At 66.3% G+C, this 25,559-nt stretch carries 22 protein-coding genes; 19 read left to right on the top strand and 3 right to left on the bottom strand.

What is annotated here, in order from left to right:
* Nucleotides 1-291: 291 nt before the first annotated feature.
* The 4 genes from gcvH to LJ754_RS05015 all read left to right on the top strand — a co-directional run bounded on the left by gcvH (nucleotide 292) and on the right by LJ754_RS05015 (nucleotide 3,729).
* Nucleotides 292-669 carry a glycine cleavage system protein GcvH gene (gene gcvH, locus LJ754_RS05030; protein WP_227925806.1) on the top strand — a complete coding sequence of 126 codons (378 nt, stop codon included), beginning with the start codon at nucleotides 292-294 and terminating at the stop codon, nucleotides 667-669.
* Complete coding sequence (gene glyA / locus LJ754_RS05025; protein ID WP_227912091.1) at nucleotides 666-1,973, top strand: serine hydroxymethyltransferase; 1,308 nt, start codon at nucleotides 666-668, stop codon at nucleotides 1,971-1,973. The genes gcvH and glyA overlap by 4 nt, the downstream gene beginning before the upstream one ends.
* A gap of 10 nt (nucleotides 1,974-1,983) precedes the next feature.
* Nucleotides 1,984-3,399: an L-serine ammonia-lyase gene (locus tag LJ754_RS05020; RefSeq protein WP_227925805.1), complete on the top strand. Its 1,416-nt coding sequence runs from the start codon at nucleotides 1,984-1,986 to the stop codon at nucleotides 3,397-3,399.
* Between the two features lie 87 nt (nucleotides 3,400-3,486).
* The gene (locus LJ754_RS05015) at nucleotides 3,487-3,729 is read left to right on the top strand and encodes a hypothetical protein (protein WP_227925804.1); all 243 of its coding nucleotides are present in this window, start codon (nucleotides 3,487-3,489) and stop codon (nucleotides 3,727-3,729) included.
* 79 nt (nucleotides 3,730-3,808) lie between these two features.
* Here the strand turns inward: LJ754_RS05015 and LJ754_RS05010 are convergent, their stop codons facing one another.
* Nucleotides 3,809-4,594, bottom strand: a complete 786-nt coding sequence (locus tag LJ754_RS05010; RefSeq protein ID WP_227925803.1) for an SDR family oxidoreductase — start codon at nucleotides 4,592-4,594, stop codon at nucleotides 3,809-3,811.
* A gap of 205 nt (nucleotides 4,595-4,799) precedes the next feature.
* Between LJ754_RS05010 and ctaD the strand changes: the two genes are divergently transcribed.
* From ctaD to LJ754_RS04970, 8 genes are all read left to right on the top strand, one after another.
* Nucleotides 4,800-6,554: an aa3-type cytochrome oxidase subunit I gene (gene ctaD / locus LJ754_RS05005; protein WP_227925801.1), complete on the top strand. Its 1,755-nt coding sequence runs from the start codon at nucleotides 4,800-4,802 to the stop codon at nucleotides 6,552-6,554.
* 122 nt (nucleotides 6,555-6,676) lie between these two features.
* Entirely contained in the window at nucleotides 6,677-7,147 is a 471-nt protein-coding gene (locus LJ754_RS05000; RefSeq protein WP_227925799.1) for a DUF4383 domain-containing protein, read from the top strand.
* Between the two features lie 239 nt (nucleotides 7,148-7,386).
* Nucleotides 7,387-9,204, top strand: a complete 1,818-nt coding sequence (locus tag LJ754_RS04995) for an L-lactate permease (RefSeq protein ID WP_227912083.1) — start codon at nucleotides 7,387-7,389, stop codon at nucleotides 9,202-9,204.
* A 42-nt stretch (nucleotides 9,205-9,246) separates the two neighbouring features.
* Nucleotides 9,247-10,632, top strand: coding sequence for an FAD-binding oxidoreductase (locus LJ754_RS04990; RefSeq protein ID WP_331460633.1), 1,386 nt, complete (start codon nucleotides 9,247-9,249; stop codon nucleotides 10,630-10,632).
* Between the two features lie 81 nt (nucleotides 10,633-10,713).
* Nucleotides 10,714-11,595, top strand: coding sequence for a Rieske 2Fe-2S domain-containing protein (locus LJ754_RS04985; RefSeq protein ID WP_227925797.1), 882 nt, complete (start codon nucleotides 10,714-10,716; stop codon nucleotides 11,593-11,595).
* 96 nt (nucleotides 11,596-11,691) lie between these two features.
* Entirely contained in the window at nucleotides 11,692-12,669 is a 978-nt protein-coding gene (locus LJ754_RS04980; RefSeq protein WP_227925795.1) for an aldo/keto reductase, read from the top strand.
* Nucleotides 12,670-12,724: 55 nt separating this feature from the next.
* On the top strand, nucleotides 12,725-13,393 hold the full coding sequence (locus LJ754_RS04975; protein WP_227912079.1) for a TetR/AcrR family transcriptional regulator: 669 nt from the start codon (nucleotides 12,725-12,727) through the stop codon (nucleotides 13,391-13,393).
* A 33-nt stretch (nucleotides 13,394-13,426) separates the two neighbouring features.
* Nucleotides 13,427-15,952: an MMPL family transporter gene (locus LJ754_RS04970; protein ID WP_227925793.1), complete on the top strand. Its 2,526-nt coding sequence runs from the start codon at nucleotides 13,427-13,429 to the stop codon at nucleotides 15,950-15,952.
* Between the two features lie 89 nt (nucleotides 15,953-16,041).
* On the opposite strand, the gene LJ754_RS04965 is transcribed toward LJ754_RS04970, so the two are convergent.
* On the bottom strand, nucleotides 16,042-17,337 hold the full coding sequence (locus tag LJ754_RS04965; RefSeq protein ID WP_227925791.1) for a multidrug effflux MFS transporter: 1,296 nt from the start codon (nucleotides 17,335-17,337) through the stop codon (nucleotides 16,042-16,044).
* 92 nt (nucleotides 17,338-17,429) lie between these two features.
* On the opposite strand from LJ754_RS04965, the gene LJ754_RS04960 reads away from it, so the two are divergent.
* Together LJ754_RS04960 and LJ754_RS04955 are read left to right on the top strand one after the other, a co-directional pair.
* Nucleotides 17,430-17,885 (top strand): MarR family winged helix-turn-helix transcriptional regulator, encoded by a 456-nt coding sequence (locus tag LJ754_RS04960; protein WP_227925790.1) that lies wholly within the window; start codon nucleotides 17,430-17,432, stop codon nucleotides 17,883-17,885.
* Between the two features lie 33 nt (nucleotides 17,886-17,918).
* The gene (locus tag LJ754_RS04955; protein ID WP_227925789.1) at nucleotides 17,919-18,290 is read left to right on the top strand and encodes a VOC family protein; all 372 of its coding nucleotides are present in this window, start codon (nucleotides 17,919-17,921) and stop codon (nucleotides 18,288-18,290) included.
* An 81-nt stretch (nucleotides 18,291-18,371) separates the two neighbouring features.
* On the opposite strand, the gene LJ754_RS04950 is transcribed toward LJ754_RS04955, so the two are convergent.
* Entirely contained in the window at nucleotides 18,372-20,246 is a 1,875-nt protein-coding gene (locus LJ754_RS04950; RefSeq protein ID WP_227925788.1) for an ABC transporter ATP-binding protein, read from the bottom strand.
* A 90-nt stretch (nucleotides 20,247-20,336) separates the two neighbouring features.
* Between LJ754_RS04950 and LJ754_RS04945 the strand changes: the two genes are divergently transcribed.
* The 5 genes from LJ754_RS04945 (at nucleotide 20,337) to LJ754_RS04925 (ending at nucleotide 25,432) form a co-directional block, all read left to right on the top strand.
* Complete coding sequence (locus LJ754_RS04945) at nucleotides 20,337-20,822, top strand: MarR family winged helix-turn-helix transcriptional regulator (RefSeq protein WP_227925787.1); 486 nt, start codon at nucleotides 20,337-20,339, stop codon at nucleotides 20,820-20,822.
* Nucleotides 20,823-21,236: 414 nt separating this feature from the next.
* Nucleotides 21,237-21,785 carry a WxL domain-containing protein gene (locus LJ754_RS04940; protein WP_227925786.1) on the top strand — a complete coding sequence of 183 codons (549 nt, stop codon included), beginning with the start codon at nucleotides 21,237-21,239 and terminating at the stop codon, nucleotides 21,783-21,785.
* 150 nt (nucleotides 21,786-21,935) lie between these two features.
* A complete protein-coding gene (locus tag LJ754_RS04935) occupies nucleotides 21,936-22,925 on the top strand; it encodes a hypothetical protein (RefSeq protein WP_227925785.1) in 990 nt (329 codons plus the stop codon).
* Between the two features lie 103 nt (nucleotides 22,926-23,028).
* Nucleotides 23,029-23,811: an alpha/beta fold hydrolase gene (locus tag LJ754_RS04930; RefSeq protein ID WP_227925784.1), complete on the top strand. Its 783-nt coding sequence runs from the start codon at nucleotides 23,029-23,031 to the stop codon at nucleotides 23,809-23,811.
* Entirely contained in the window at nucleotides 23,804-25,432 is a 1,629-nt protein-coding gene (locus tag LJ754_RS04925; protein WP_227925783.1) for a sensor histidine kinase, read from the top strand. The genes LJ754_RS04930 and LJ754_RS04925 overlap by 8 nt, the downstream gene beginning before the upstream one ends.
* The last annotated feature ends 127 nt before the right edge of the window (nucleotides 25,433-25,559 follow it).

Genomic DNA, 25,559 nt, shown 5'->3' with positions numbered 1-25,559 from the left:
GATTCTCGTGACGGCGACGCGAGGCGCGGTCGGTGGCACGGTGCAGACAGCGGCTCACGTAAGCAGGTGGAAGCGTCTGTTGAGCTGCTGGAACGCGCAGGCGGTGCGGCGTTCGTGTAGCCCCGCATCGCCGAGCGAGGCAGTGCAAGATCCAGGGTTCCCTCTCCGAGCTTGCGAGGAGGAGGGCAGGATCTACAACGCTAAGGGGCGGCGAATGCCGCCCCGCCAGCGCCCGCGCCTAGACTTTGAACTAACGAACGAAACCGACACACAGCTTCCGAGAGGCCCAAGATGAGCAAAGTAAACGCAGGACTCCGCTACTCCGCCGAACACGAGTGGGTCGACTCCTCCAGCCCCATCCGCGTCGGCATCTCCGCCGTCGCCGCTGATGCCCTCGGCGACGTGGTCTACGTTGACCTGCCCGCCGTCGGCGATACGGTCACGGCCGGCGAAACCTGCGGCGAGGTTGAGTCCACCAAGTCCGTCTCGGACCTCTACGCTCCCGTTTCGGGCGAGATCATGGAGATCAACCAGGAAGCCATCGACAACCCGGCCCTGCTCAATGAGGACCCGTACGGCGCCGGCTGGCTGTTCACCGTCAACGCCACGGCCGAGGGTGAACTGCTCAGCGCCGAGGAGTACGCAGAAAAGAACGGCGGCGAACTGTGAGCGATTTCCTCAACTCGTCCCTCGGGGACGTTGATCCCGAGGTAGCCGAGCAGATCGACAACGAGCGGCGCCGGCAGCAGCAGGGGCTGGAAATGATCGCCTCCGAGAACCACACCGCGGTGGCCGTCATGGAGGCGCAGGGCTCGGTGCTGACCAACAAGTACGCCGAGGGTTACCCGGGACGCCGCTACTACGGCGGCTGCGAATACGTGGACGTCATTGAGCAGCTGGCCATTGACCGCGCCAAGGAGCTCTTCGGAGCCAACTTCGCCAACGTGCAGCCGCATTCCGGCGCGCAGGCCAACGCCTCGGTGATGCACGCCCTGATCCGGCCCGGCGACACCATCCTGGGCCTGTCCCTGGCGCACGGCGGGCACCTGACCCACGGCATGAAGATCAACTTTTCCGGCCGGCTCTACAACGTGGTGCCGTACAACGTCTCGGAGACGGACCACCGCGTGGACATGGCCGAGGTGGAAGCACTGGCCAAGGAGCATCAGCCCAAGCTGATCGTGGCCGGCTGGTCCGCCTACGCGCGCCAGTTGGACTTCGCCGAGTTCCGCCGCATCGCGGACGAGGTGGGCGCCTACCTGATGGTGGACATGGCGCACTTCGCCGGCCTGGTGGCCGCGGGCCTGCACCCGAGCCCGGTGCCGCACGCGCACGTTGTCACTACCACCACGCACAAGACCCTCGCCGGTCCGCGCGGCGGCATCATCCTCTCCAACGACGCCGACATCGCCAAGAAGATCAACTCTGCTGTCTTCCCCGGCCAGCAGGGCGGCCCGCTGGAACACGTCATCGCCGGCAAGGCCACGGCCTTCAAGATCGCCGCCACCCCTGAGTTCCGCGAACGGCAGGAGCGCACGCTGGCCGGCGCTCGGATCCTCGCCGAACGCCTGCTGGCCGACGACGTCGCCGCCGCGGGGATTTCTGTCGTCTCGGGCGGAACCGACGTGCACCTGGTGCTCGTAGACCTGCGCAACGCCGAGCTCAACGGGCAGGAGGCCGAAGACCGGCTGGCCCAGATCGACATCACCGTGAACCGCAATGCCGTGCCTTTCGACCCGCGCCCGCCCATGGTCACCTCCGGCCTGCGGATCGGCACCCCGGCACTGGCCACCCGCGGTTTCGGCGAGGACGCGTTCCGCGAGGTAGCCGACATCATCGCCTCTGCCCTGGTCGCCGGACCGGAGCAGGACCTGGCACCGCTGCGCGAACGGGTTACGGCCCTCGCGCAGTCCCACCCGCTGTACCCCGGCCTGGCGGACCTTTCCGCAGCACCGGCTGCAGCACACCGTTAGGAAATACCCCTTGGCTGTTGGCGTTTTTGACCTGTTCACCGTGGGCATTGGCCCCTCGAGCTCACACACCGTGGGTCCGATGCGTGCCGCTGCCGTGTTCGCGGAGGAACTGGTTACCTCCGGCATCCTGTCCGCCGTGGCCGGCCTCCGCGTAGACCTGTACGGGTCCCTCGCGGCGACCGGCCGCGGCCACGGCACCATGACCGCCGTCCTGCTGGGGCTGGAAGGATTCGCTCCGGAACTGATCCTGCCCGAACAGGTGGAGGACCGGCTGGCGGACATCCAGGCCACCCGGAAGCTTCAGCTGTGCGCCCAGGTTCCCGGCGCCGTCGCCCGCCCGCTGGAATACGGCGAGGCGGACATTGTGCTGCACCCGTTGACGGTGCTGCCCCGGCACACCAACGGCATGAAGTTCGCGGCGCTGGACGCCGACGGCGCGGTGCTCCGGGACGCGACCTTCTTCTCCGTAGGCGGCGGCTTTATTGTCCGCGACGGCGAGGAGCGGGCCGACGCCATGGAACTGGAGGCCAGCAAATCCGAGCTGCCCTATCCGTTCCGCACCGCGGCCGAACTGCTGCGGCACTGCACCGGCACCGGGTTGAGCATCAGCGAGGTGATGCTCGCCAACGAGCGCGCGGCCCGGTCCGAGGCGGACATCCGCGCCGGCCTGCTGCACATCCGCGACGTGATGGAGGAATGCAAGAATTCCGCCATCCGGCGCGAGGGGCTGCTGCCCGGCGGACTGAAGGTCCGCCGCAGGGCCCCGGCCTGGCACACCCGGCTGCGGGCCGAGGATCCGAACCGGGATCCGAAGTTCTGGCAGGAATGGGTGAACCTGGTGGCGCTGGCAGTCAATGAGGAAAACGCTTCCGGCGGCCGGGTGGTCACCGCGCCCACCAACGGCGCCGCCGGGATCATTCCGGCCGTGATGTTCTACGCCACCCACTACGGCCCCGGCATGGAAAACGCCACGCAGGAGCAGAAAGACGACGTTGTGGTCCGGTTCCTGCTGGCAGCCGGTGCCGTGGGCGTGCTCTACAAGGAGCAGGCCTCCATTTCCGGCGCCGAGGTGGGCTGCCAGGGTGAGGTGGGGTCGGCGTCGTCCATGGCCGCAGCCGGACTGGCGGAAATTCTGGGCGGCACCCCGGAACAGGTGGAAAACGCCGCCGAGATTGCGATGGAACACAACCTGGGCCTCACCTGCGATCCCATCGGCGGGCTCGTGCAGGTGCCCTGCATCGAACGCAACGCGATTGGCGCCGCCAAGGCCGTCAACGCGGCGAAAATGGCCCTGTGGGGCGACGGCGACCACCGCGTGTCCCTGGACGAGGTCATCGTGACCATGCGTGAAACAGGCCGTGACATGAGCTCGAAATACAAGGAAACCGCGCTCGGCGGCTTGGCCGTGAATGTGGTGGAATGCTGATTTCGTCCCCGTAACGGGTTGAGGCTCCGCCGTCCGGGTGCTAGACCGTAAGTACACTTACTGTTGGTTCACCGGAAGGAACGCATCATGGCGGAACGCGGCAACAGCACTCACGGGCGCCGGCTCGACGACGAAATGAAGTCTGAGACCTCCGGGCTGACCCGAAACACCCACCCGGACCATGTGGCGGAGTGGCGCCAGCCCGAGCCAATGCCCGACGACACGGATCCCGAGGACGTGCTGGCTGCCCTGGACCCCAACGGCACCGCACCCGCCGGTGAGGCAGCAGTGGCCTTTACCAGCGAAGCAACGGAAGCCGAGGACGCCTAAGACCGGCAAGAACGGCTCGCCGACCCGGAAGGCCCGGCAGGGCTAGGGTCCGAACCAGCCGGGGCCGGCGGCCGGGGACTTAGCCGCGGCCGCCGAACGGCATACCGGCGGCGGTCAGCACCAGCGAGCGGACGTTCGCCGACGCCGGGGCAGAGGCCATGAACAGCACGGCCGCTGCGGCTTCCTCCGCCGGGAAGCACGGCTCCTGCGCCCGGGTACCGTTGGCCTGCAGTGCGCCCTGGCCGCCGCCGATTCCGCTGAGCAGTTCCGTAGCGGCATTGCCGATGTCAATCTGCCCGCAGGTGATGCCGAAGGGGCGTCCGTCCAGGTCAATGGACTTGGTCAGCCCGGTCACCGCGTGCTTGGTGGCCGTATAGGCGGCCGACAGCGGGCGGGGCGTGTGCGCCGAAATGGACCCGTTGTTGATGATCCGGCCGCCCTGCGGGGACTGTGCCTTCATGTGCCGCACCGCCACGGCGGTGCACAGCATGGTGCCGGTGACATTGACCGCCAGCGTCCGGTTCCAGTCCTCAAGGCTGAGTTCGTCAATGCTCCCGGTGGGGCCGAAGGTCCCCGCGTTGTTGAACAGCACGTCCACCCTTCCGAACGCCCCGACGGCCGCGGCGAAAAGCCGTTCGACGTCGTCGGGCACCGTAACGTCGGTGGGTACCACGAGGGCCCGGGGAGATCCGTCCGCGGTTTCGCGCAGCTCCGTTTCGCGGCGGCCCGCCAGCACCACCTGGAAACCGTCGGCCAGGAAGGCCCTCGCGGCGGCACGGCCAATGCCGGAGCCGGCACCGGTGACGACCGCAGTGCGGGGCGGAGCGGCGTCGTGCGGCTGCGTGGGCAGGGGATTCGTGTCCATCCTCCGATTCTGCCTTGCCGTCCCCGCCGGCCGCACCGTTTCCCCGAACCGGTCGGTTCGCTTCGACTGCCGCGGAGGTTGGCGGCGGACGCAGCCGATTCCCGGCGGGGTCTGGTGGGTGGTGCGCTGCCGCCCTACGATACCAAGGACAGTCTCGGTGGTTCCTGGCAGCGCACTACCCCCAACAGCGGATCGGGATCATTCCATGTCGACCATGAAGTACACCGCGGAACCGGATGGAACGTTCGTTGCCCCCCGGGTCGTGCCGGTATCCAAGGGCCGAATTGTCGTCAGCTGGATCACCTCAACGGACCACAAGACCATCGGCTACATGTACCTGATAGCGTCCTTTGTCTTCTTCTCGCTGGCCGGTGTGATGGCCCTGATCATCCGGGCGGAACTTTTCGAACCCGGGATGCAGATCCTGCAAACCCGGGAACAGTACAACCAGCTGTTCACCATGCACGGCACCGCCATGCTGCTGATGTTCGCCACCCCGCTCTTCGCCGGGTTCGCCAACGTGATCATGCCCCTGCAGATCGGGGCGCCGGACGTCGCGTTCCCGCGGCTGAATGCCTTGGCGTTCTGGTTCTTCCTGTTCGGGTCCTCCGTGGCGATGGCGGGGTTCCTCCTGCCCCAAGGTCCCGCCTCCTACGGCTGGACTGCCTATACGCCGCTGTCCAGCACCGAATTCAGCCCCGGTGTGGGCGGAGACCTCTGGGTCTTCGGACTGGCACTGTCCGGTTTCGGCACCATTCTGGGCTCGGTCAATTTCGTCACCACCATCACCTGCCTGCGTGCCCCGGGGATGACGATGTGGCGGATGCCCATTTTCACCTGGAACACCCTGGTCACCTCGATCCTGGTGCTGATGGCCTTCCCGCCCCTGGCGGCTGCCCTGTTCGCCCTCGGTGCGGACCGCCGGTTCGGCGCGGACATCTTCAACCCGGAGCGCGGCGGGTCCATCCTCTGGCAGCACCTGTTCTGGTTCTTCGGCCATCCCGAGGTGTACATCATTGCCCTGCCGTTCTTCGGGATCATTTCCGAAATACTGCCGGTCTTCAGCCGGAAGGCCATCTTCGGGTACAAGGGGCTGGTATTTGCCACCATCGCCATCGGCGCCCTGTCCATGACCGTCTGGGCGCACCACATGTATGTGACCGGGTCGGTGCTGCTGCCGTTCTTCGCCTTTATGACCATGCTGATTGCGGTGCCGACGGGGGTGAAGTTCTTCAACTGGATCGGCACGATGTGGCGGGGATCCATAACGTTTGAGACGCCCATGCTGTGGAGCATCGGCTTCCTGATCACCTTCCTGTTCGGCGGGCTGACCGGCGTCATCCTGTCCTCTCCGCCCCTGGACTTCCACGTGTCGGACACCTACTTCGTGGTGGCGCATTTCCACTACGTGGTCTTTGGAACTGTGGTGTTCGCAATGTTTGCGGGCTTCTATTTCTGGTGGCCAAAGTGGACCGGAAAGATGCTTAACGAGCGGCTTGGGAAGCTGCATTTCTGGCTGCTTTTCCTCGGCTTCCACACCACGTTCCTGATCCAGCATTGGTTGGGCGTGCTCGGAATGCCGCGCCGTTATGCAGACTATTTGGTGGAGGACAATTTCACCGGAATGAACCAGCTCTCCACTATCGGGGCGGGCATTCTTGCGCTGTCCATGATTCCGTTCTTCTGGAATGTGTACATCACCTGGCGGCACGGCAAGAAGGTGGAAGTGGATGATCCGTGGGGCTTCGGCGGATCGCTGGAGTGGGCCACATCCTGCCCGCCGCCCCGCCATAACTTCACCTCCCTGCCCCGCATCCGCTCCGAGCGGCCGGCTCTGGACCTGCATCATCCGGAATTGATGGCCCGCGCGAACAGCGCCGCGAATTCCCCGGCGGAGAAACTCTTCGGTGCCGCCGACATGGGGAGCGAAGAGCCGCAGAATCCCGATCCGCGGCAATAGGCGGAGAAATCCCTTTAGCAGAGATGATAATTAGTTCTTCAACCCTAAGTATGCTTATTATGTTTCCAGGTTATCCTCCCGGTATTGACCGCGGGGTTGGAAACGAGAGATAGGTATACGCAATGTCGAACCACAGCAACACAGCCACAGCGTCAAGGCGCACCAACGTCCAGAAGGCCGCGCTGGCCTTCGGCGTCGTTTTCCTGCTGGTGGGTATTCTCGGGTTCATCCCCGGTGTGACCACCAACTATGAAGACCTGTCATTCGCCGGCCACCATTCGGAAGCGCACCTGCTGGGCATCTTCCAGGTCTCGGCACTGCACAACATCGTGCACCTGCTCTTCGGGATCGCCGGCATTGCCTTTGCCCGCACCGTCTCGGGTGCCCGCAACTACCTGATCTGGGGCGGCGTGGTCTACGCCCTGCTGCTGCTCTACGGCCTGTTCATCGGCCACGACTCCTCGGCCAACTTCGTGCCGCTGAACAGCGCTGACAACTGGCTGCATGCCGTTCTCGCGATTGCAATGATCGGCTCGGGCCTGGCCCTGACCCGTGACCGCCGGGATGCGGACACCCCCGCAGCCCGCGTCTAGGCAACCCCGCTCCGCAAGCTCCACGCAGCACCGCACCGCACGCCGCCGCGGCTCCCGCTCCTCACGGACGGGAACCGCGGCGGCTGCTGTGTTTAAGATGCGCCTGAACCGTTGACCCTGCGCACAGCCCGGGCCTAGTGTCGGAGCCATCCTCACCGCGTACATGCCCCCGGGGCAGCCCCCGGGAACACCAAACGGCGGAGGGCAAACGGTGTGGAAACAAAAACAAGGGAGTTTTTGTGAAGACGCAGGTAGCCGCATTCCAACAGCCGCTCGAACCCATCGCCGGATCCCTGGCCCTGTCCGCAATCCTTGCAGCGCTGCCCCTGCTCCTGTTATTCGTGATGCTGGGCGTGTTCCGGATGAAGGCCTACCAGGCGGCCCTGATCAGCCTGGTGCTCTCCATCCTCCTAGCCATCCTCGGCTGGCGGATGCCCGTGGGGCAGGTCCTCTCCGCCACCGGGCTTGGCGCGTTCTACGCCGTCTTCCCCATCCTCTGGATCCTGATCAACGCCCTGTGGATCTACAAACTCACCGTAGCCACGCCCTGGTTCGAGGTGCTGGGCCGCACCATCCGGTCGATCTCCGATGACCTGCGCATCCTCTCCATCCTGATCGCTTTCTGTTTCGGCGCCCTGCTGGAATCCTTGGCCGGATTCGGTGCTCCGGTGGCCATTGCTTCGGCCATGCTGATGGCGGCCGGCATGAAGCCGCTCAAATCCGCCGTCGTGGCGCTGCTGGCCAATACGGCGCCGGTGGCCTTCGGTGCCATGGCGGCACCGATCATCGCCCTGAACGGCGTCACCGGCATCCCGCTGCAGGAACTGTCCTCCATGACCGGCCGGCAAACACCCTTTATAGCGCTGGTGGTTCCGCTGATCCTGGTTTTCCTGGTGGACGGCAAACGCGGGGTGCGGCAGACCTGGCCGGTGGCCCTGGTGGCCGGGGCGGCCTTCGGGCTGTCCCAGTTCGTGGCGTCCAACTTCTTCATTGTGGAACTCACCGATGTGGTGGCCGCCGTGGTCACCGTGGTGGCCGTGCTGCTGATGCTACGGGTCTGGCAACCGGTGGAAATCATCGGAATGACCGGGGAAACCCGGGAAGCGGAGGAGGCCGGGGAGCGCGTAGCCGAAACCGCCGGCGCGGATACTCTCACCGGACCCGGCCGCAGCGACCCTCTGGCCGCGGGAGCGACGGGGGCCCCGGGCACCGGGGGAGCCACCGCCGTCGGCGACGGCGGCCGCGTCCCCAAAGAAGACGGCGGGGCGCGCGGCAGCGGTGATACCGGTGCATCCGCGGGGACCGGCCGGCCGTCCGGGCATGACGTGTGGATGGCGGTTGCCCCCTACCTGGTCATTATTGCCGTGTTCTCCCTGGCCCAGGTCCCCGGCATCAAAACCTGGCTGACCAGCATCGGCAGCACCACGTTCTCCTGGCCGGGCCTGGACGTCACCGGTTCCAACGGCAAGCCCGTGGCCGCCCAGACCCTGCGCTTCGACCACATCCGCGCCACCGGAACCCTGCTGCTTTTCTCCGGCATCATCACCATGATCCTGTACCGGATTACGCCACGGCGCGGGGTCCGGGTGTACGGCGAGACCCTGGTGCAGCTGCGCTGGACCATCCTGACCGTCTGCGCCGTCCTGGCCCTGTCCTTTGTGATGAACCTGTCCGGGCAGACCACCACCTTGGGGGTCGCACTGGCCTCCGCCGGCGGCTTCTTCGCCATCCTGTCCCCGCTGCTCGGGTGGATCGGCGTGGCACTGACGGGCTCCGACACCTCCTCCAACTCCCTCTTCGGTGCCCTGCAGGTGGCAGCGGCCAATGAAACCGGACTCTCACCCACGCTGATGGCCGCCGCCAACTCCTCCGCCGGTGTGATGGGCAAGATGCTCTCGCTGCAGAACCTCGCCATCGCCGCCGCCGCCGTGGGCCTGAACGGCGCCGAATCCACGCTGCTGCGCAAGCTCATTGGCTGGAGCCTTGGCCTGCTCGCCTTCCTCACACTGCTGATCTGGCTGCAGTCCACCTCGATCCTGGGCTGGATGGTGCCCTGAGCGCCCCGACCGCAAACGCCCCGAAGCAAAAGGAGTCATCCCGTGAGTACGCACTCCCTCGATCCGGATCCCGGCAACGCCCTGGGCGGACCGGGTTTCCTCAGCACATTTCCTTCCGTGTCCGTCCTGGAAGAGGACCGCAAGCGGGTCAGCACCGACCGCTCCGGGTATGTCCCCGAGTCGCTGCCGGACGGCGTGGTGTTCGCCCGGACCGCCGACGACGTCGTCACCACCCTTCAGCTGGCCACCCGGCACCGGATTCCCGTGGTGCCCCGCGGCGCCGGCACCGGTTTGGCAGCCGCATCCTCCGCCCGGGCCGGTGAACTGGTGCTGGATGTCTCCGGCATGAACCGGATCCTGCGGATTGACCCGGAAGAGCAGTTGGCCGTGGTGGAACCGGGAGTCCTGAACGCAGACCTCAACGCCGCGGCCGCCGAATACGGGCTGTTCTACGCCCCGGATCCGGCCAGCACGGCCATCTGCAGCATCGGCGGGAACATTGCCACCAACGCCGGCGGCATGCGCTGCGCCAAGTACGGCGTCACCCGCGAATCGGTGCTGGCCCTGCGCGTTATCCTGGCCGACGGACGGGAGCTGCGGACCGGCCGTGAAACCATAAAAGGGGTCAGCGGCTATGACCTGAATGCCCTGATGATCGGCTCGGAGGGAACGCTCGGGGTGGTGGTGGAAGCAACCCTGCGGTTGCGCCCGATGCCGGTGCACACTGCCACCGTGGCCGCGTTCTTCCCCGACGTCACGGCCGCCGCGCGGGCTGCGTCCGCCGTCGTCGCCGCCCGCATCCAGCCCTCGGTGATGGAACTGATGGACGGGCCCACGCTGGAGGCGGTGGACATGGCCATGGGCACCGACTACCGCGCCAAGGGCGGAGCGTTCCTGCTGGTGCAGACCGACGGGTACGGCGCGTTCCTGGAGCAGGACGTGGTGATGGACGTTGTGTCGCCGCTGGGCAGCTGCGAGAAGGCGGTGGATGACGAGCACGCCGCGGCCCTGATAACCGCGCGGCGCGAAGCGATTCCGTCGCTGGAGAAGCTGGGACGGGTGTCCATCGGGGACATTGGGGTGCCCCGCGGCAAGCTGGCCGAGGTGGTGGGCGGGCTGGAAGAGATCTCCGCGCGCACGGGGGTGCGGATCTTCACTATCGCGCACGCCTCGGACGGCAACCTGCACCCGATGATCGTGACGGACCCCGAAGAATCGGTCACCGCCGGACCGGCCAAGGCGGCGCTGGGGGAGATGTTCTACCTGGCGCACCGGCTGGGCGGTACCTTGACCGGGGAACACGGCGTCGGGCTGTTGAAACGGGACTGGCTGGAAGACGAGCTGGGCGGAACCTCGCTGGAGGTCATGAACACCCTCCGCGCCGCACTGGATCCGCTGGGCATCCTCAACCCGGGCAAGGCCATCTGAGAGTTCCCGCCGTTTTCGGTGGCGCCCGCGGCCCCGGCTGCCTAGTCTGTGGGCACCGTTCCCGCCCCGCTAGGAGAAGCCATGCGCCGCCTGCCACTGGTCACCGTTGCCGACAAACTGGAAAACGCCGGCTGGCTGGATCCCGCCGCCTCCTGGGTGGCCCGCTCCGTGCGGACCGTGCTGCCCACAGGGGTGAAGGACGTGCTGCACGGCGTCCCGCTGGGCCACCCGCTGCACCCGCTGATGATCGTAGTGCCGTTGGGCGCCTGGGTGTCCGCCGCTGTGCTGGATGTGCTGCCCGGCAACGAGCGGGCCGCCCGGACACTGATAGGAGTGGGCGTGTTGTCCGCCGCTCCCACTGCGCTCGCCGGAGCCGCGGACTTCGCCGAGTTGGATACTGAGCAGCAGCGCACCGGGGTGGTGCACCAGCTCTCCAACATCCTGGCCCTCGGACTCTATTCAGGTTCCTGGCTGGCGCGGTTCCGCGGCAGCCAGGGACTGGGCCGGGCCCTGGGATTTGCCGGCCTGACGAGCACGATGATCGGCGGGTTCCTCGGTGGGCACCTGTCCTACCGGCAGGGTGCCGGGGTGAACCGCAACGATGACCTGCCCGAAGAGGTATCGCCCGGATGGCATTCCCTGGGCCCGGTGGACTCCTTTGCCTCCGGCACACCGCAGCGGGCAAGGCTGGGGGAGGTGGACCTGATGGTGCTGAAGCGGACCGACGGCGCCGCCGACGGTTCCATTTCCGTGTTGGCCGACACCTGCAGCCACCTCGGCGGACCGCTGCATGAGGGGGAACTGCGCCAGGAGAAGGGCCAGCTGTGCATCATCTGCCCCTGGCACGGCAGCACCTTCGCCGTGCAGAGCGGCGAAGTGGTGCACGGGCCAGCCACGGCGCCGCAGCCCTGCTTTGCCACCCGCGTCCGTGACGGGCTGCTGGAAGTGAATCTGAACGGATAAGCGCCTGCCCCTCCCGCGCGGGCCGCGACACTCCTAGCCTAGGGTTACGGCCCCGCCCGGGTCCGTAAGGCAGGCACCGCAGGGAGGAACCCGCTAATGCGTACCACCACACTGGGAACCAACGGACCCGAGGTCGGCGTGATCGGCCTAGGCTGCATGGGCATGAGCTACGCCTATGACATGGAAGCCAAACGGGAGGAGGAAACCTCCATTTCGGTGATCCGCGGCGCCATTGAACTCGGCGCCACCTTGATCGATACGGCGGATGTGTACGGTCCCTACACGAACGAGGAACTGGTGGGCCGGGCCCTGAAGGACGGCTACCGGGAGCGGGCCGTGCTTTCCACCAAGGTTGGCCTGGAGGTCAGCAACGCGGCCCCGGCGGCGGGGACCATGCCCGGGCTGGTGAAGAACGGCAGCCCCGACCATATCCGCCAGTCCATCGACGCCAGCCTCCGCCGGCTGGGTACGGACCACGTGGACCTGTACATCCTGCACCGGGTGGATCCGGAGGTGCCGCTGGAAGATTCCTGGGGTGCCATGGCGCAGACGGTCCGGGACGGCAAAGCCCGCGCCATCGGCATTTCGGAGGCCAGCGTGGAGGAGATTAAGCGGGCGCAGTCGGTGCATCCGGTCACCGCGGTGCAGTCCGAACTGTCGCTGTGGACCCGGGACAGGCTGGCCGACGTCGTGCCCTGCTGCGTGGAGAACGGGCTCGCGTTCCTGCCGTTCTCCCCGCTGGGCCGCGGGTTCCTCACCGGGCGGTTCACCTCCTTTGACCAGCTCCCGCCGGATGACATGCGCCGCCGTCTTCCGCGCTTCCAGCAGGAGAACCTGATGGCGAACCTGGCCATTGTGCAGCGGGTGCGCGACGTCGCTGAACGGGTGGGCGCGACGCCGGCCCAGGTGGCGCTGGCGTGGGTGGTGGCCCAGGGACAGCGGGTCATCCCCATCCCGGGGACCAAAACACCCAAATACCTGCGCGACAACGTCGCGGCCGGGGATTTGGTGCTCAGCGACGAGGACCTGGCGATGCTGGACAACGCCCCGCAGCCGGAGGGCAGCCGGTACTAGCGGGACGGCCGGAACCGTTTGCACCGAGTGCAAACGTGCACGTAGTGTAGTAAGCGTGCTGAACAGTGTTCCATCGGAAGACCGCCGCAAGGCGCTAAAAGACCGCCACCGGCAGGCCATTGTGGCAGCCGCGGCGGCGCTGATGCATGAGCGGCAGAGCACCGATTTCACCGTGGACGAGCTGGCCCAGGCCGCCGATGTTTCGCGCCGCACAGTGTTCAACCACTTCTCCTCGGTCCGCGACATTGTGTCGGAAGTGTGCAGTGACGTCCTCAGTTCCGCAGTGGAGAGCCTGATCGCCGTCCCGGCCTCCGACGTCGGACGCCCGGCCATGTTCGACGAAATTGCCGAGGCGTTCCGAGCAGCGGACCTGGTGGCGCCCATGGCGTATTTGACCCGGCTGCTGGGAGACGGGCCCATTCCTGCGCCGGCCCAGACGCAGGCACACCCGATTGCCCTGCGGGCGTTCACCGAACTGAGCGAACGGCTCTCCGCGGCTATGCTCGGCCGGTATCCGGAAGCCAACAAGCTGGGCGTGGACCTGCTGGTCGGTGCCCTCACCAGCGGTCTGGGCGTGCTGTACCACCACTGGCACTGCGCCACCGGAGCCGTGGATACCCCCGAATCCCGCCGCGTCTGGGCAGAACTGCTGGACGCGCTGCTTGAAAAGGTGCGCTCCGGCTATGTCCGGGACCCGGCCTCCCCCAAATCACTCCACCCGTAGTTCCCAACCCACCATAAAAGGACAGACCCTCAAATGGCTGAATTCCTCTACCGCCTCGGAGCCGCGGCCGCCCGCCGCGCGAAAACCGTGCTTGCGGCATGGATCGGAGTGCTTGTGGTTGCCGGAGGAGCTTTTATGCTCTTCGGCGGCACGCTTGCCACCGGCTTCTCCATCCCGGACACCCCCACCACGCAGGTCACCAACCACCTGCAGGAGAAACTCCCGCAGGCTTCCGGCGGCTCCGGCTCCGTGGTGGTCAGCACCGAGGACGGCTCGGCCTTCACGGATGCCCAGAAGCAGGACATCTCGGCACTGATCACCGAGGCTGCGGACATTGATGGCGTGGAAACCGTCGTGGACCCGTTCAGCACCGAAGCGGACCGCGCCGCCCAGGCCCAGCAGCTGCAGTCCGGCCAGGCACAGGTCGACGCCGGCCGCACCCAGATCGAGCAGGGGCGGGCCCAGCTCGAGGACGGCCAGGCCCAGCTCGACGCCGCCCGGCAGCAGGCCGAAGCAGCTGGTGCCCCCGCCGAAATGCTGGCGCAGCTGGACGCTCAGCAGGCCACGCTGGACGCCAGCCGCGCCGAGCTTGATGCCAAGAGCGCAGAACTGGAAGCCGGTGCCACCCAGGCCGAACAGGGTGCTGCCCTGTTGGACGCGGCCGCCGAAATCCGCACTGTGTCCGAGGACGGCAGCGCGGCAGTGGTCAACGTTGTCTTCAGCGAGACCCAGATGGAGGTCGAGCAGGAAACCAAGGACGCTATCGTAGCGGCCTTCGAAGATGAGCCCGTCGACGGCGTGCAGGTGGACTTCTCATCCGAGGTTTCCGCCGGTGTGCCCAGCATCCTGGGTGTGGGCGAGGTGGTTGGCCTGGTGGTTGCCGCGGTTGTGCTGGTGGTTATGCTGGGCACCTTCATCGGTGCCGGCCTGCCGCTGGTGACCGCGCTGATCGGCGTGGGCGTTGGCGCCGCCGGTGCGCTGGCTTTCTCCGGCGTCGTCGAAATGGCGTCCGTGACCCCCATCCTGGGCGTTATGCTCGGCCTGGCCGTGGGCATCGACTATGCCCTGTTCATCGTCAACCGGCACCGCCGCCAGTTGAAGGCCGGTTATGCGCTGGAGGAATCCATCGCCCTGGCCAACGGCACCTCCGGCAACGCCGTGGTGTTCGCCGGAACCACCGTGTTCATCGCCCTGCTGGCCCTGAACATCACCGGCATCCCCTTCCTGGGCCTGATGGGCACCGTGGGCGCGGCCTGCGTGGCCATTGCCGTGCTGGTGGCCACCACGCTTACTCCGGCACTGCTCAAGCTGGCCGGCCGGAAGATCCTCAGCCGCAAGGAGCGGGCCGCGGCGGAGAAGGACCACGGTGCCTCCGCTTCGGCCGGCAAGCCGGAAAGCATCCCGGTGAAGCAGATGTCCACGCTGCGTGCGGTACTCACCGTGGTGCTGTCCATCGCGGGGCTGCTGGTCATCGCCATTCCGTCGCTGGACCTGCGCACCAACCTGCCCGACGGTTCCTCCGAGGCCCACGACTCCAGCCAGTACCGGGCCTACGAAACGGTCTCGCAGAAGTTCGGCGAGGGCCAGAACGGTTCACTGCTGGTGGTTGCGGACCTTCCCGGCAACCCCACCGAGGAAGAATCCGCGGCGGCGCAGGCCGAGATTGCGCAGAAGCTCTTCGACCAGGATGACGTAGTGGCCGTGGCCCCCGTCGGCTCCTCCGAGGACCGCACCGTCACTGCCTTCCAGGTGATTCCCGCCGAAGGCCCCACCAGCGAATCCACCGAGGAACTGGTGCACACCCTGCGGGACCTGTCCCCGCTGGAGACCGAAAACGGGGACGTGAAGCTGGGTGTGGCCGGCACTGCCAGCGGCAACATCGACATCTCCGAGAAGCTGTCCCAGGCCCTGCCGATCTACCTGGGCGTAGTGGTGGGCCTGTCCCTGCTGATCCTGATCCTGGTCTTCCGGTCCATCTTCGTTCCGGTCATCGCGACGCTGGGCTTCATCCTGTCCTACTTCGCCGCGATCGGCGGCGTGGTGGCCATCTACCAGTGGGGCTGGCTCGCCGGCGTCTTCGGCGTGGAAACCCCGGGCCCGGTACTGAACTTCCTGCCGACCATCCTGGTGGGCATCCTGTTCGGCCTGGCCATGGACTACATGCTGTTCCTGGGCACCGGCATGCGCGAGGCCTTCGTCCACGGCTCGCCGGCCCGGGTGGCCGTGATGCAGGGCTTCCGCAACGGACGCTCGGTGGTGACGGCTGCGGCCATCATCATGGTGTCCGTGTTCGGCGGCTTCATCTTCTCGCACAGCACCATGATCCGGCCCATCGGCTTCGCCCTGGCCTTCGGTGTCCTGGTGGATGCCTTCGTGGTGCGGATGCTGCTGATTCCGGCCCTGATGCACCTGGCCGGAGACAAGGCCTGGTGGCTGCCGAAGTGGCTGGACAAGATCCTGCCGGACGTCGACGTCGAGGGCGCGTCCCTGGAGCGCCGCCATCCGCACGCGGAGGACCAGCCGGCGTCGGACAACGTCGAGGCGCACGCGCGCAGCTAGCCTTCTCCGGATAGCCAAAACGGCAGGTGCCGCTTCCCGAAAAAGGGGGAGCGGCACCTGCCGTTTGTCTTGGAGTGCTGCCCGCTGGGCTAGACCGCGGTGTGCGTGTCCGTCCCGGCAGCACTGCCCGGTGTCGTGTCCGCCGTCGTGTTCGGAACTGCGTCCGGAACTGTGTTCGGAGCCTTGCGGGTCAGCAGCAGGTAGGACGCCGCGGCCAGGACCAGGAAGCCGAGCATGGCTGCACCCATCGGCACGCCGGTTTCCTCACCCCAGAGGCCCACCAGCGGGGAGACAAGGGCGGCGAGCAGGAACTGCAGGGAGCCAAGGAAGGCCGAACCGGTGCCGGCGTGGTGCCCTGCCTCCTCCAGCGCCAGCACGGTGGCGTTGCCGAAGATCATGCCCATGGAGCCTTGGAACACGGCGAACAGCACCAGGGTGGGAACCATGGGAGTGCCATTGGCAACGGTGATGAGCATTCCGGCGGCAGCCAGGAGCCCCACAGCCAGGCCGATGCTGATCATGGTGCGGTAGGGCGCCTTACCGGCCAGCGCGGCGGCCACGGCGCTAACGATGGTGATGGCGACGGCGTTCATGGCGAAGATCAGCGAGAACCGGGTTTCGGACAGGCCGAGGATGTTCTGCACCACGAACGGTGATGCGGCAATGTAGGCGAAGAGCCCGGCGAAGGAGAAGCAGAAGGTCAGCAGGTAGCCGGTGTAGTTGCGGTTGCGCAGCACGATGCCGGCCACCTTGAAGGTGGTCTTGAGGCCGCCGCGGTTCCGGTCGGCGTCGTCCAGCGTTTCCCGAACGCCGAACAGTGCCCCCAGGAACATCAGCAGCACGAGGATGGACAGGACCCAGAACACGGTCCGCCAGCTGCCGGGGGACAGGATGGCGCCGCCCGCCAGCGGGCCCACCACAGGTGCGATGACGCTGATCATGGTCAGCACGCCCAGCAGTTTCGCGGCGGCCGGGCCGCGGGAAGTGTCGGAGACAATGGCGCGGGCCAGCACAATACCGGCCGCACCGCCCAAGCCCTGCAGGAAGCGGGCCGCGGTGAGGATTTCCACGTTCGGTGCCAGGGCACAGACCACTGTGGCCAGCAGGGCAACGAAGGAACCGATCAGCAGGGGCTTGCGGCGGCCGACACCGTCCGAGAGCGGGCCGATGAGCAGCTGGCCCAGGGCCAGGCCCACCAGGAAGGCCGTCATGGTGAGCTGGATGCCGGTGGCCGTGGTGTCCAGATCTTGTGCCATGTGAGGGAAAGCAGGCAGGTACATGTCGATGGACAGCGGCGCCACTGCCGTCAGCAGGGCAAGAATTCCCGTCAGCAGTGCGCCGTTGGGGCGCTTGGCGGGGGGAGCGGGGAGCGGAGAGCTCGTCATGGAGGGGTCTTTCTTTCTCAACCGTCAGAATGCCGAATGAGCATAACATATGTCAACATATATATGTAAGTATATGCGCTAGGATGGTCAGCATGAGTATCGACGGCGTGCCCGAGGCGCAGCGCTCCGTGGCCGACCTGCTCCGGGACCTTGCATGGAACATCCACCGCAGGGCGCCGGAGATCACCGGAATTGATCCGCTGCCGGCCACCGAACTGGCCCTGCTGAAGCATGTGCTGGACGCACCGGGTCTCACGGTCACGGAAGTGGCGCGGCTCATGGGGCTGAAGCAAAGCAACGCCAGCGCCGCAGTGCGTACCCTGACCGAGCGGGGTCTGCTCACCCGGTCCAGCAGCCCGACCGACCGGCGTGTCAGCCACTTGGTGCCCACCGAGGAGGCCCGCGCACAGAATGAAGCCATCGCCGCGGCCTGGTCCGGGCCCGTCCGTGCAGCCATCGAGCAGCTGGACGGCAAACAGAAGGCAGCGCTGGAGGCTGCCTCGGAATCGCTGGGCGCGTTGAACCGGTTGCTTCAGGCCAAGGGGTAGCCGGGTACGCCACCGGCATCTAGGCTTCACGCCATGGCTATTGCTCGCTATCCCACCACTGTCCTTGACTGCCCCGACGCAGTTGCCCTTGCCACCTTCTACGGCGCCCTCCTCGACTGGAAGGTGAACCTGCACGAAGATGAGCCCTACGACAACTGGACCGAAATTTCCGACGTCACCGGGCAGCGCTACTGCTTCCAGCAGGTGGAGAATTACACTCCGCCGGTCTGGCCGGAGCAGGACATCCCGCAGCAGATGCACATTGACGTGGATGTGGATGACCTGGATGAGGCCGAGGCGGCGGTGCTCCTGCTCGGGGCCACCAAGCATACGCACCAGCCCGGCACCAGCTTCCGGGTGTTCCTGGATCCGGCCGGGCATCCGTTCTGCCTCTGCCAGGCCTAGCTCCTCACCTTCTGCTGCCGGTTTAGACTTTTGCTGCCGGTTTGAACCGGCAGCAAAAGCGCAAACCGGCCGCAAATCCGGTTAGCGCGCGGCGCTGTGCGCGGCCAGCCGGGCAAACGCGCCGTCTGCGGCCCGCAGCTCAGCCGGGGTGCCGCGCTCCACGATCCGCCCGGCGTCGAGCACCACCACCTGGTCCGCGTTTTCCACGGTGGAGAGCCGGTGGGCGATGGTCAGCGTGGTCCGCCCGGCGGAGAGGTGTTCCAGCGCCGCCTGCACCTGCGCCTCGGTGGTGTTGTCCAGGGCGGAGGTGGCCTCGTCCAGCACCAGCACCGGCGGATTGCGCAGGATGGTGCGGGCAATGGCCAGCCGCTGCTGCTCGCCGCCGGAGAAGCGGTGCCCGCGGGCGCCCACCATGGTGTCCAGGCCCTCGGGCAGGGCACCGACCGTGTCCGCCATCCGGGCGGCGGCCAGTGCGGACCAGAGCTGCTCGTCGCCGGCGTCCGGATCCGCCAGCAGCAGGTTCTCGCGCACGGAGGCGTGGATCAGGTAGCTCTCCTGGGAGACGACGCCGACAATCCGGGCCAGGTCTTCGGGGGCTATTTCGCGCACGTCCACGCCGTCAATGAGAACCATGCCGGAGCTGGTGTCATTCAGCCTCGGCAGCAGCGAGGCCAGCGTGCTTTTGCCGGAGCCGGTGGCGCCGACGACGGCGGTGGCAGTTCCGGCCGGAAGGATCATGTTGATGTTCCGCAGGACGTCCGCGCCGTCGTCGTACGCGAAGCGCACGTCCTCGAACCGGACCTCGCCGCGCACTGCGGCCGGATCCAGCCGGACCGGGCTGGCTGCGGGGCGGATCTGCGGCACCAGGTCCAGGTACTCAAAGATCCGGCTGAAGAACGCCAGGGCGGTCACCCACTGCACGCCGATGTTCAGCAGGCCCATCACCGGGCGGAAGATGGCGCCCTGCAGGCCGGTGAACGCCACCAGGGTGCCGATGGTCATCCCGCCGCTGGTGGCGGGGAAGCCGGCGGCCAGGTAGATGACTGCGGGGATGGCGGCGAAGACAATCTGCATGGTGGCCATCCGCCAGCGCCCGGCCAGCTGGCTGCGCAGCTCCAGGCCTACGAGCTTGTCCGAGCGGTCGCGGAAGCGGGCTGCGTCTCGCGGGATGGTGCCCAGGGTCTTGGCCAGCCGCACGCCGGAGACCGAGAGGCCTTCCTCCACCTGCGTGTGCAGGGCGGCGAGTTCGCGCTGGCGTTCGTCGGTGACTTCGCGGCGGATTTTCGCCACCCGGCGCGAGAGCCAGATGGCCGGCGGCAGCACCACCAGGGAGATCAGGCTCAGCCCGGGGGAGAGAGCCACCATGGCGACGGCGGTGGCGACCGCCGTCGTGAGGTTGGAGGCCACGCCCGTGGCGGTGGTGGTGACCACGGACTGCATGCCGGAGATGTCGTGTGTGAGCCGGGACTGCACTTCACCGCCGCGGGTGCGGGTGAAAAAGCCCAGCGACTGGGCCTGCAGGTGGGTGAACAGATCCACGCGCAGGGTGTGCATCACCCGTTGACCCATGCTGGTGGCCATCCAGGTCTGCACCACGCCGATGGCTGCGGTCACGGCGGCCACGGCCACCATCGAGGCGGTGAGGAGGGCGAGCAAGCGGATGTTTTGCTGCGGCAGCGCATTGTCAATCACGCCGCGGACCAGGAACGGCTGGGCCAGGTTCACCATGGAGGAGGCGCTGATGAGCAGCACCACGACGGCGATGGTCCCCTTGTGCGGGGCGAAGAGCGCGGCGATGCGGCGCAGGGAGACGGGGTGCTGGTTCAGTTGCTTCCGGTCCGCCGGGTTGAGTTTTGCGGGGCCGCGGCCGCCGCCTGGTCCGCCGCCGGGCCTGCCTTCTCCTGCTGGGCTGCGGGGTCCGCCGGAGCGGTCGGTATCGAGTCCGGGTATAGCCATGGGTCCTCCTATGCTGCCGGGATCGTACGCGGCAGCTATTGCAGAGGTTACCTCACTATGTGGTTACCGCAAAATGGGTAGACTGGTGCCATGACCGATGCTCGCGCCGATCCGGCCGCCCTGGGAGAACTGATGCACGGTGCGTTCCGCGGGCTGCGCAAACGGTGGATGCTCCAGCTCGCCCCGTTTGAGCTGACGCCGCACCAGTTCCGGGCACTGAACGTTGTGGGCCGGGCCGGGGAGAGTGCGGGGGGCCCCGACGGCGGGCCGGACGACGGCGGGCCGGGGCTGCGGCTGAAGGAGCTGGCCGAGCGGCTGCATATTGCGCCGCGTTCAGCCACCGAGGTGGTGGACCAGCTTGCCGCCAAGGGGCTGGTGGAACGCAGCGCCCACCCCGCGGACCGGCGGGCCACGCTGCTCACGCTGACCGTGGAGGGGGAGAAGCTGCGGGAGAAGGTGTTGGCGGACCGCAAACGCGAGGCCGACGAGTTCTTCTCCGTGCTGGAACCGCGGGATAGGGCCGAGCTGGCGAGGATCTTGGGGGAACTGACCGGCGGCGTACCGACGCAGCGGTAGCGGGCGGCCGGACTGGGGGGGGTGGCACCCGCACAGGAGGCATCCCGGAGTGAAATTTGTCATATCTTGCGGGGAACCCGAGCTGCCACTGAGGATGGCATGGAAAGATCAGTAGGCTGTGGGACGTAGAGACCCCTACAGACTTGCGGTGCGGTTAATCACAACCACCCCGCGCGAAGAGGGCTTCGCCTGAGAAACGAAGCCCTCTTCGTAAAGCCTGCATCCCGGTCACACCGGGATATTCGAGCATTCACCTGGCGAGCACGTGCCCACTTCATGCAAATGCATGAATTTTTTTATCCACCGATGCTCTGTTACATTTCCAGCGGAGAGTCAAATGCGTTTCTCAGGCGCATCTCCGGCACCGGCAATCTCACCGGTGGTTTATGAATCAACACAAAGGTCTCTACCTCCATGCGTAAAGCAACCCGTATTTCACTTACCCTCGGCGTTTCAGCTGCCCTGTTGAGCACTTCTGCCATTCCCGCTTCGGCAGCTGAGGATGGTTCCTCGGCCACCATCGAGGTTCAGGGCGGAATCCTCGGAATTAACGTTGTCCAGGCCCTTGAATCCACGGAACTGAAGCCCGGCACGCCCGCAACCTTCGCTGTTCCCGGCGTCGCGGTGGCCGATGACCGCGCCGTCCTCGGCAGCTGGAGCGTTTCGGTGTCCTTGAGCGATTTCAAAACTGAGGTTGCCGGGGCGAAGCCGATCCCGGCCGCCGGCGCCACCTATTCAGCCGCAGAAGAAAGCCTTACGCACACGGGTACTATCGAATCGCTTGTCTCGGCTCCCGTCACCCTGGCTGGTGACAGCGAATCAACCAGGGCGGAAAACGCCGTACTGGCGTCGGGCGTCCGCGGCAACAATACGGCTGAATGGAATGCCACCCTTAGTGTCCCGGTTCCCGATGACGCCTTGGCTGGAACATACAAGGCAACTCTGACCCACTCGGTCCTTTAGCGCGGCTGTCGTCCCGGGAGGCCCGGCTTTCCGGGACGACACCACTTTTGCGATTGGCCGGCTAACCCGCCGCCGCCGTTTTCCGGCGCTATTCCCAGCGCTGTATTCGCTTTTTCACGCCGTATTTTTCTGCCTGCCAGGGGTCTTTTTTTGCGTACCTTATATAGCGGTTTACTTGCCGCGCTTTTCCTGTTCGCCCCCGCCACGGCGTCATATGCCGCAGATACTCCCCCGGCCGGGGGAATCGGCATCCGGCTGGTCGACATTCCCGAGGCCAGCCAGGCGGATCCGAGGGCTCGGTCCTACATAGTGGATAACCTTCCGCCCGGGACAACTGTTAAGCGCCGGGTCGAGGTGCAGAACAACTCCACCGAACGGCAGTCCATTGCGCTTTATGTCTCGGCCGCCGAGGTAAGGGACGGCTCCTTCACCGGGTTGGCGCGGGAGGACCGGAACGAACTCACCGGATGGATCGAGACGGATACGCCGGTGGTGGACCTTGCGGCAGGTGAGAGTGCCCAGGCTGTGGTGGAGATTGCGGTGCCGGGCGACGCACCCGAGGGTGAGCAGTTTGCCGTCCTGTGGGCGGAGGTTCGGTCCGCGCCTGCACCCGATACCCAGGTTGTCACGGCCAGCAGGGTTGGCATCCGCGTCTACCTCTCCGTGGGCCCCGGTAACGGGCCGCCCGCATCCTTCACCGTAGGCACCCCGTCAGCGGACCATGACTCCGACGGCGTCCGCCGGATCACCGCCGAGGTGAACAACACCGGCGGACGCACAATCGACGTGCAGGGGAACCTGACACTTAGCGCCGGGCCGGGCGGTCTCTCGGCCGACCCCGTTTCCCTGGACGGTATGGTCACCATCCCCCCGGGAGAATCTGCGCCGGTGACGGTCACCCTGGATCCGGAGTTGCCCTCCGGCTCCTGGCACGCCCAACTGGACCTGAAGAGCGGGCTGGCCACGGCCCAGGCCGAGGCGGATCTGACGTTCAACGGCACCGAGGCGGTTCCACCGGCCGAACCGGGGAACGGTCCGGTCCTTGCTGCCGCGGTGGCGGCTGCCGTTCTCCTGGTTGCCGGCATGTTCATTTGGCTCTACCGACGCAGGCGTTCCGGAGGGAACCCCCGGCGTCCGTAAGCCCCGGTTGGATCCCGGGCTCTACTGCAGGACATGGGAATACATCAGGTTTTCGGAAGGCAGGCTGAAAGTGAACACGGAGAAGGTTCTTTACCGTAACAACGTGCAGGTTTTGGGACCCGCGGAGGGCCCCGCGCTTGTGCTGGTGCAGGGATTCGGGTGCGACCAGGTGATCTGGGACCGGATGCTGCCGGAGTTTACGGACAAGTACAAAGTGGTCCTGTTCGACCACGTGGGCACCGGCGGCGCCGATCCCACCGCCTACGACGCAGTGAAGTATGCAGCATTGGCCGGCTACCTGAGCGATCTGCAGGAGGTTTTGGCCGCCCTAGATCTCCAGGACGCTACCATCGTGGGCCACAGTATTGCCGGCACCATGGCACTGGCCGCTGCGGTGGACAATCCGCGGATCGGACGGCTGGTCCTGCTTTGCACCTCGCCCGGCTACCTGAACGACGGCGAATATGCGGGCGGGCTGGACCCGCAGGACATAGACATGGTCCTGGATGCGACGGAGGCCAACTATCCCTTGTGGGCCACGGCTGCGGCTGTGGAAATGTCCGGGACACCTGCCGGATCCCCAGTGCGCTCGGAACTGGCCGACCGGTTTTGCCGCCTGGATCCCGAATACGTCCGGGACTTCCTGCGGATGTCCTTCACTACGGACATCCGGCATCTTCTGCCCCTGGTCCACACACCGGCATTAATCCTGCAGACGCCCCTGGACCCGTTGACCCCGGGCACGGCAACGCAGCACCTGCGCGATCATCTTCCAGGCAGCACTTTTGCATTGCTGGAAGGCCGTGGAAGCATGCCGCACGTCAGCTCTCCCGGCGCAACTGCACGGGCCATCCTGAAGTACCTGGGCGAGGTCCACGGTGGCTAGGACACTGCGGAAAACCGCCACAACGCGTAAATCCGCGCGCCTGCGGAAAAATGCCGGGCCCCGGGGAGCGGAAACAACTCCCGACTATGCGGCACATTTCCATGAGGCACCCTCCGGCTACCTCATCCTGTCACCGGATGGAGCAATCCTCGACGTCAACGAAACATTTGCCGGCTGGACCGGGCACCGGCGGGAAAAACTTCTCGGCGGCAACGTCGCGGAGCTAATGCCCAGAGCAGTTCAGGTGGTGTTCGCCTCCTACGTGGTACCGCAATTGGCAGTGGCCGGAAGCGTCAACGAACTGGTAGCGGATCTGCTCTGCAAGGACGGAGAATACCTCTCCGTCCTCCTTTCCGCCGTACGGTCCACCCGGCCGGACGGCGGAACAATAGACCGCGTCACCGTGGTCAAGGCCTCTGCCCGCCGGATCAGGGAACGCGAGCTTGTGGATGCCCTGGAAAAGGCGGAGGCCGCAGAAGCAGCCCGCGCAGAGGTTGAGGCGGAACTGCGGGAAAAACAGCGGGCGTTGGGGGCAAAGAACCGGCTCCTGCAGGAGGGCCTGGCTGAGAAAACCACGGAAAACGCTCTGCTGGAAACGGTGCTGAATGCTGCTGATACGGGTCTGCTGGCAGTTGATGCCCAAGGGAACGCAGTGCTGTCAAACGACTATCTGTCTTCCATCTGGCCGTCGGCTGCGGGGGTGCCCCTTGGTCACAAGCCGGACCAGGTCTTGGCTGCGGACCGCGTGACGCCCCTGCCGAAGGCGGAAAGCCCCGTCCTCCGGGCTTCTTCGGGTAAAGCCTTTACGGATCAGCAGCTGTGGCTGGGTACCGGGGACAACCAAATCGCAGTGAGTGTTTCGGCCAGCCCCATCAAAGCCAACGGTGCGTTCTCCGGATCGGTTTTAGCGGTCCACGAGGTCACCCGGTTGGCCCGTGCCGTCGCCGCGCAGGAGGAATTCGCCGCCAACCTTTCGCACGAGCTGAGGACGCCGCTGACCTCGATTATGGGATACCTAGATCTGGTGCTGGAGGACAGCAGGCTGGCACCCCACCTGCGCGGCGCGCTGGATGTTGCGGTGCGCAATTCTGAACGCCTCTTCGCGACGGTTTCCGGCATGGTGGCCGTGCCTTCGGAAACCAGCAAGCCGCAGCGCCGCCCGGTGAACCTTGCGGATGCTGTCCGCGCGGGTATCACCTCAGCACGTTCAAAGAACCGCCAAGTCGATTTCCTCACGGATGTCCCGGTCTCCACTGTGGTGGATGTTGATCCGCAGAAGCTTTCCCAGGTGGTCGGCAACCTGCTGGTCAGTGCGGTGCAGGCTTCGCCGGCGGGCGGAACCGTGTATGTGCATCTGTGGCAGCAAGGGCAGACTGTCTGCCTTCGGATTGCCGATACCGGCATGGGATCCGGCGAGGCCGAACAGGAAAAGGCTGCACCGAAGTTCGCGCGTTCCCGCCGTGCCCTTGCTTCGGTTACTCCGGGGGCAGGATTGGCTGAAGCCAAGAGCATCATCGAAGAGCATGGAGGAGACCTGACCTTCGTCAATAATCCCGGGGAGGGGACCGTTTACCGGGTCAACCTTCCGGTCAGCGCGGAGATTGCCGCCCTCAACCGGTAAAGCGGTCCACCGCGTAGGCCCGCACCCGGGCGGCGCAGCCTTCGTGAACAGCAGTGGCCGGGCACCCCCACGTTTGCGGGCCCAGCGTCCCTGTTCTACCCAAAACAAACCGCCGCCCCGTGTGCGT

It is taken from the genome of Arthrobacter sp. zg-Y40 (genome assembly GCF_020731535.1).
GTDB lineage: Bacteria > Actinomycetota > Actinomycetes > Actinomycetales > Micrococcaceae > Arthrobacter_B.
This window is presented reverse-complemented; position numbering and strand designations above follow the sequence as displayed.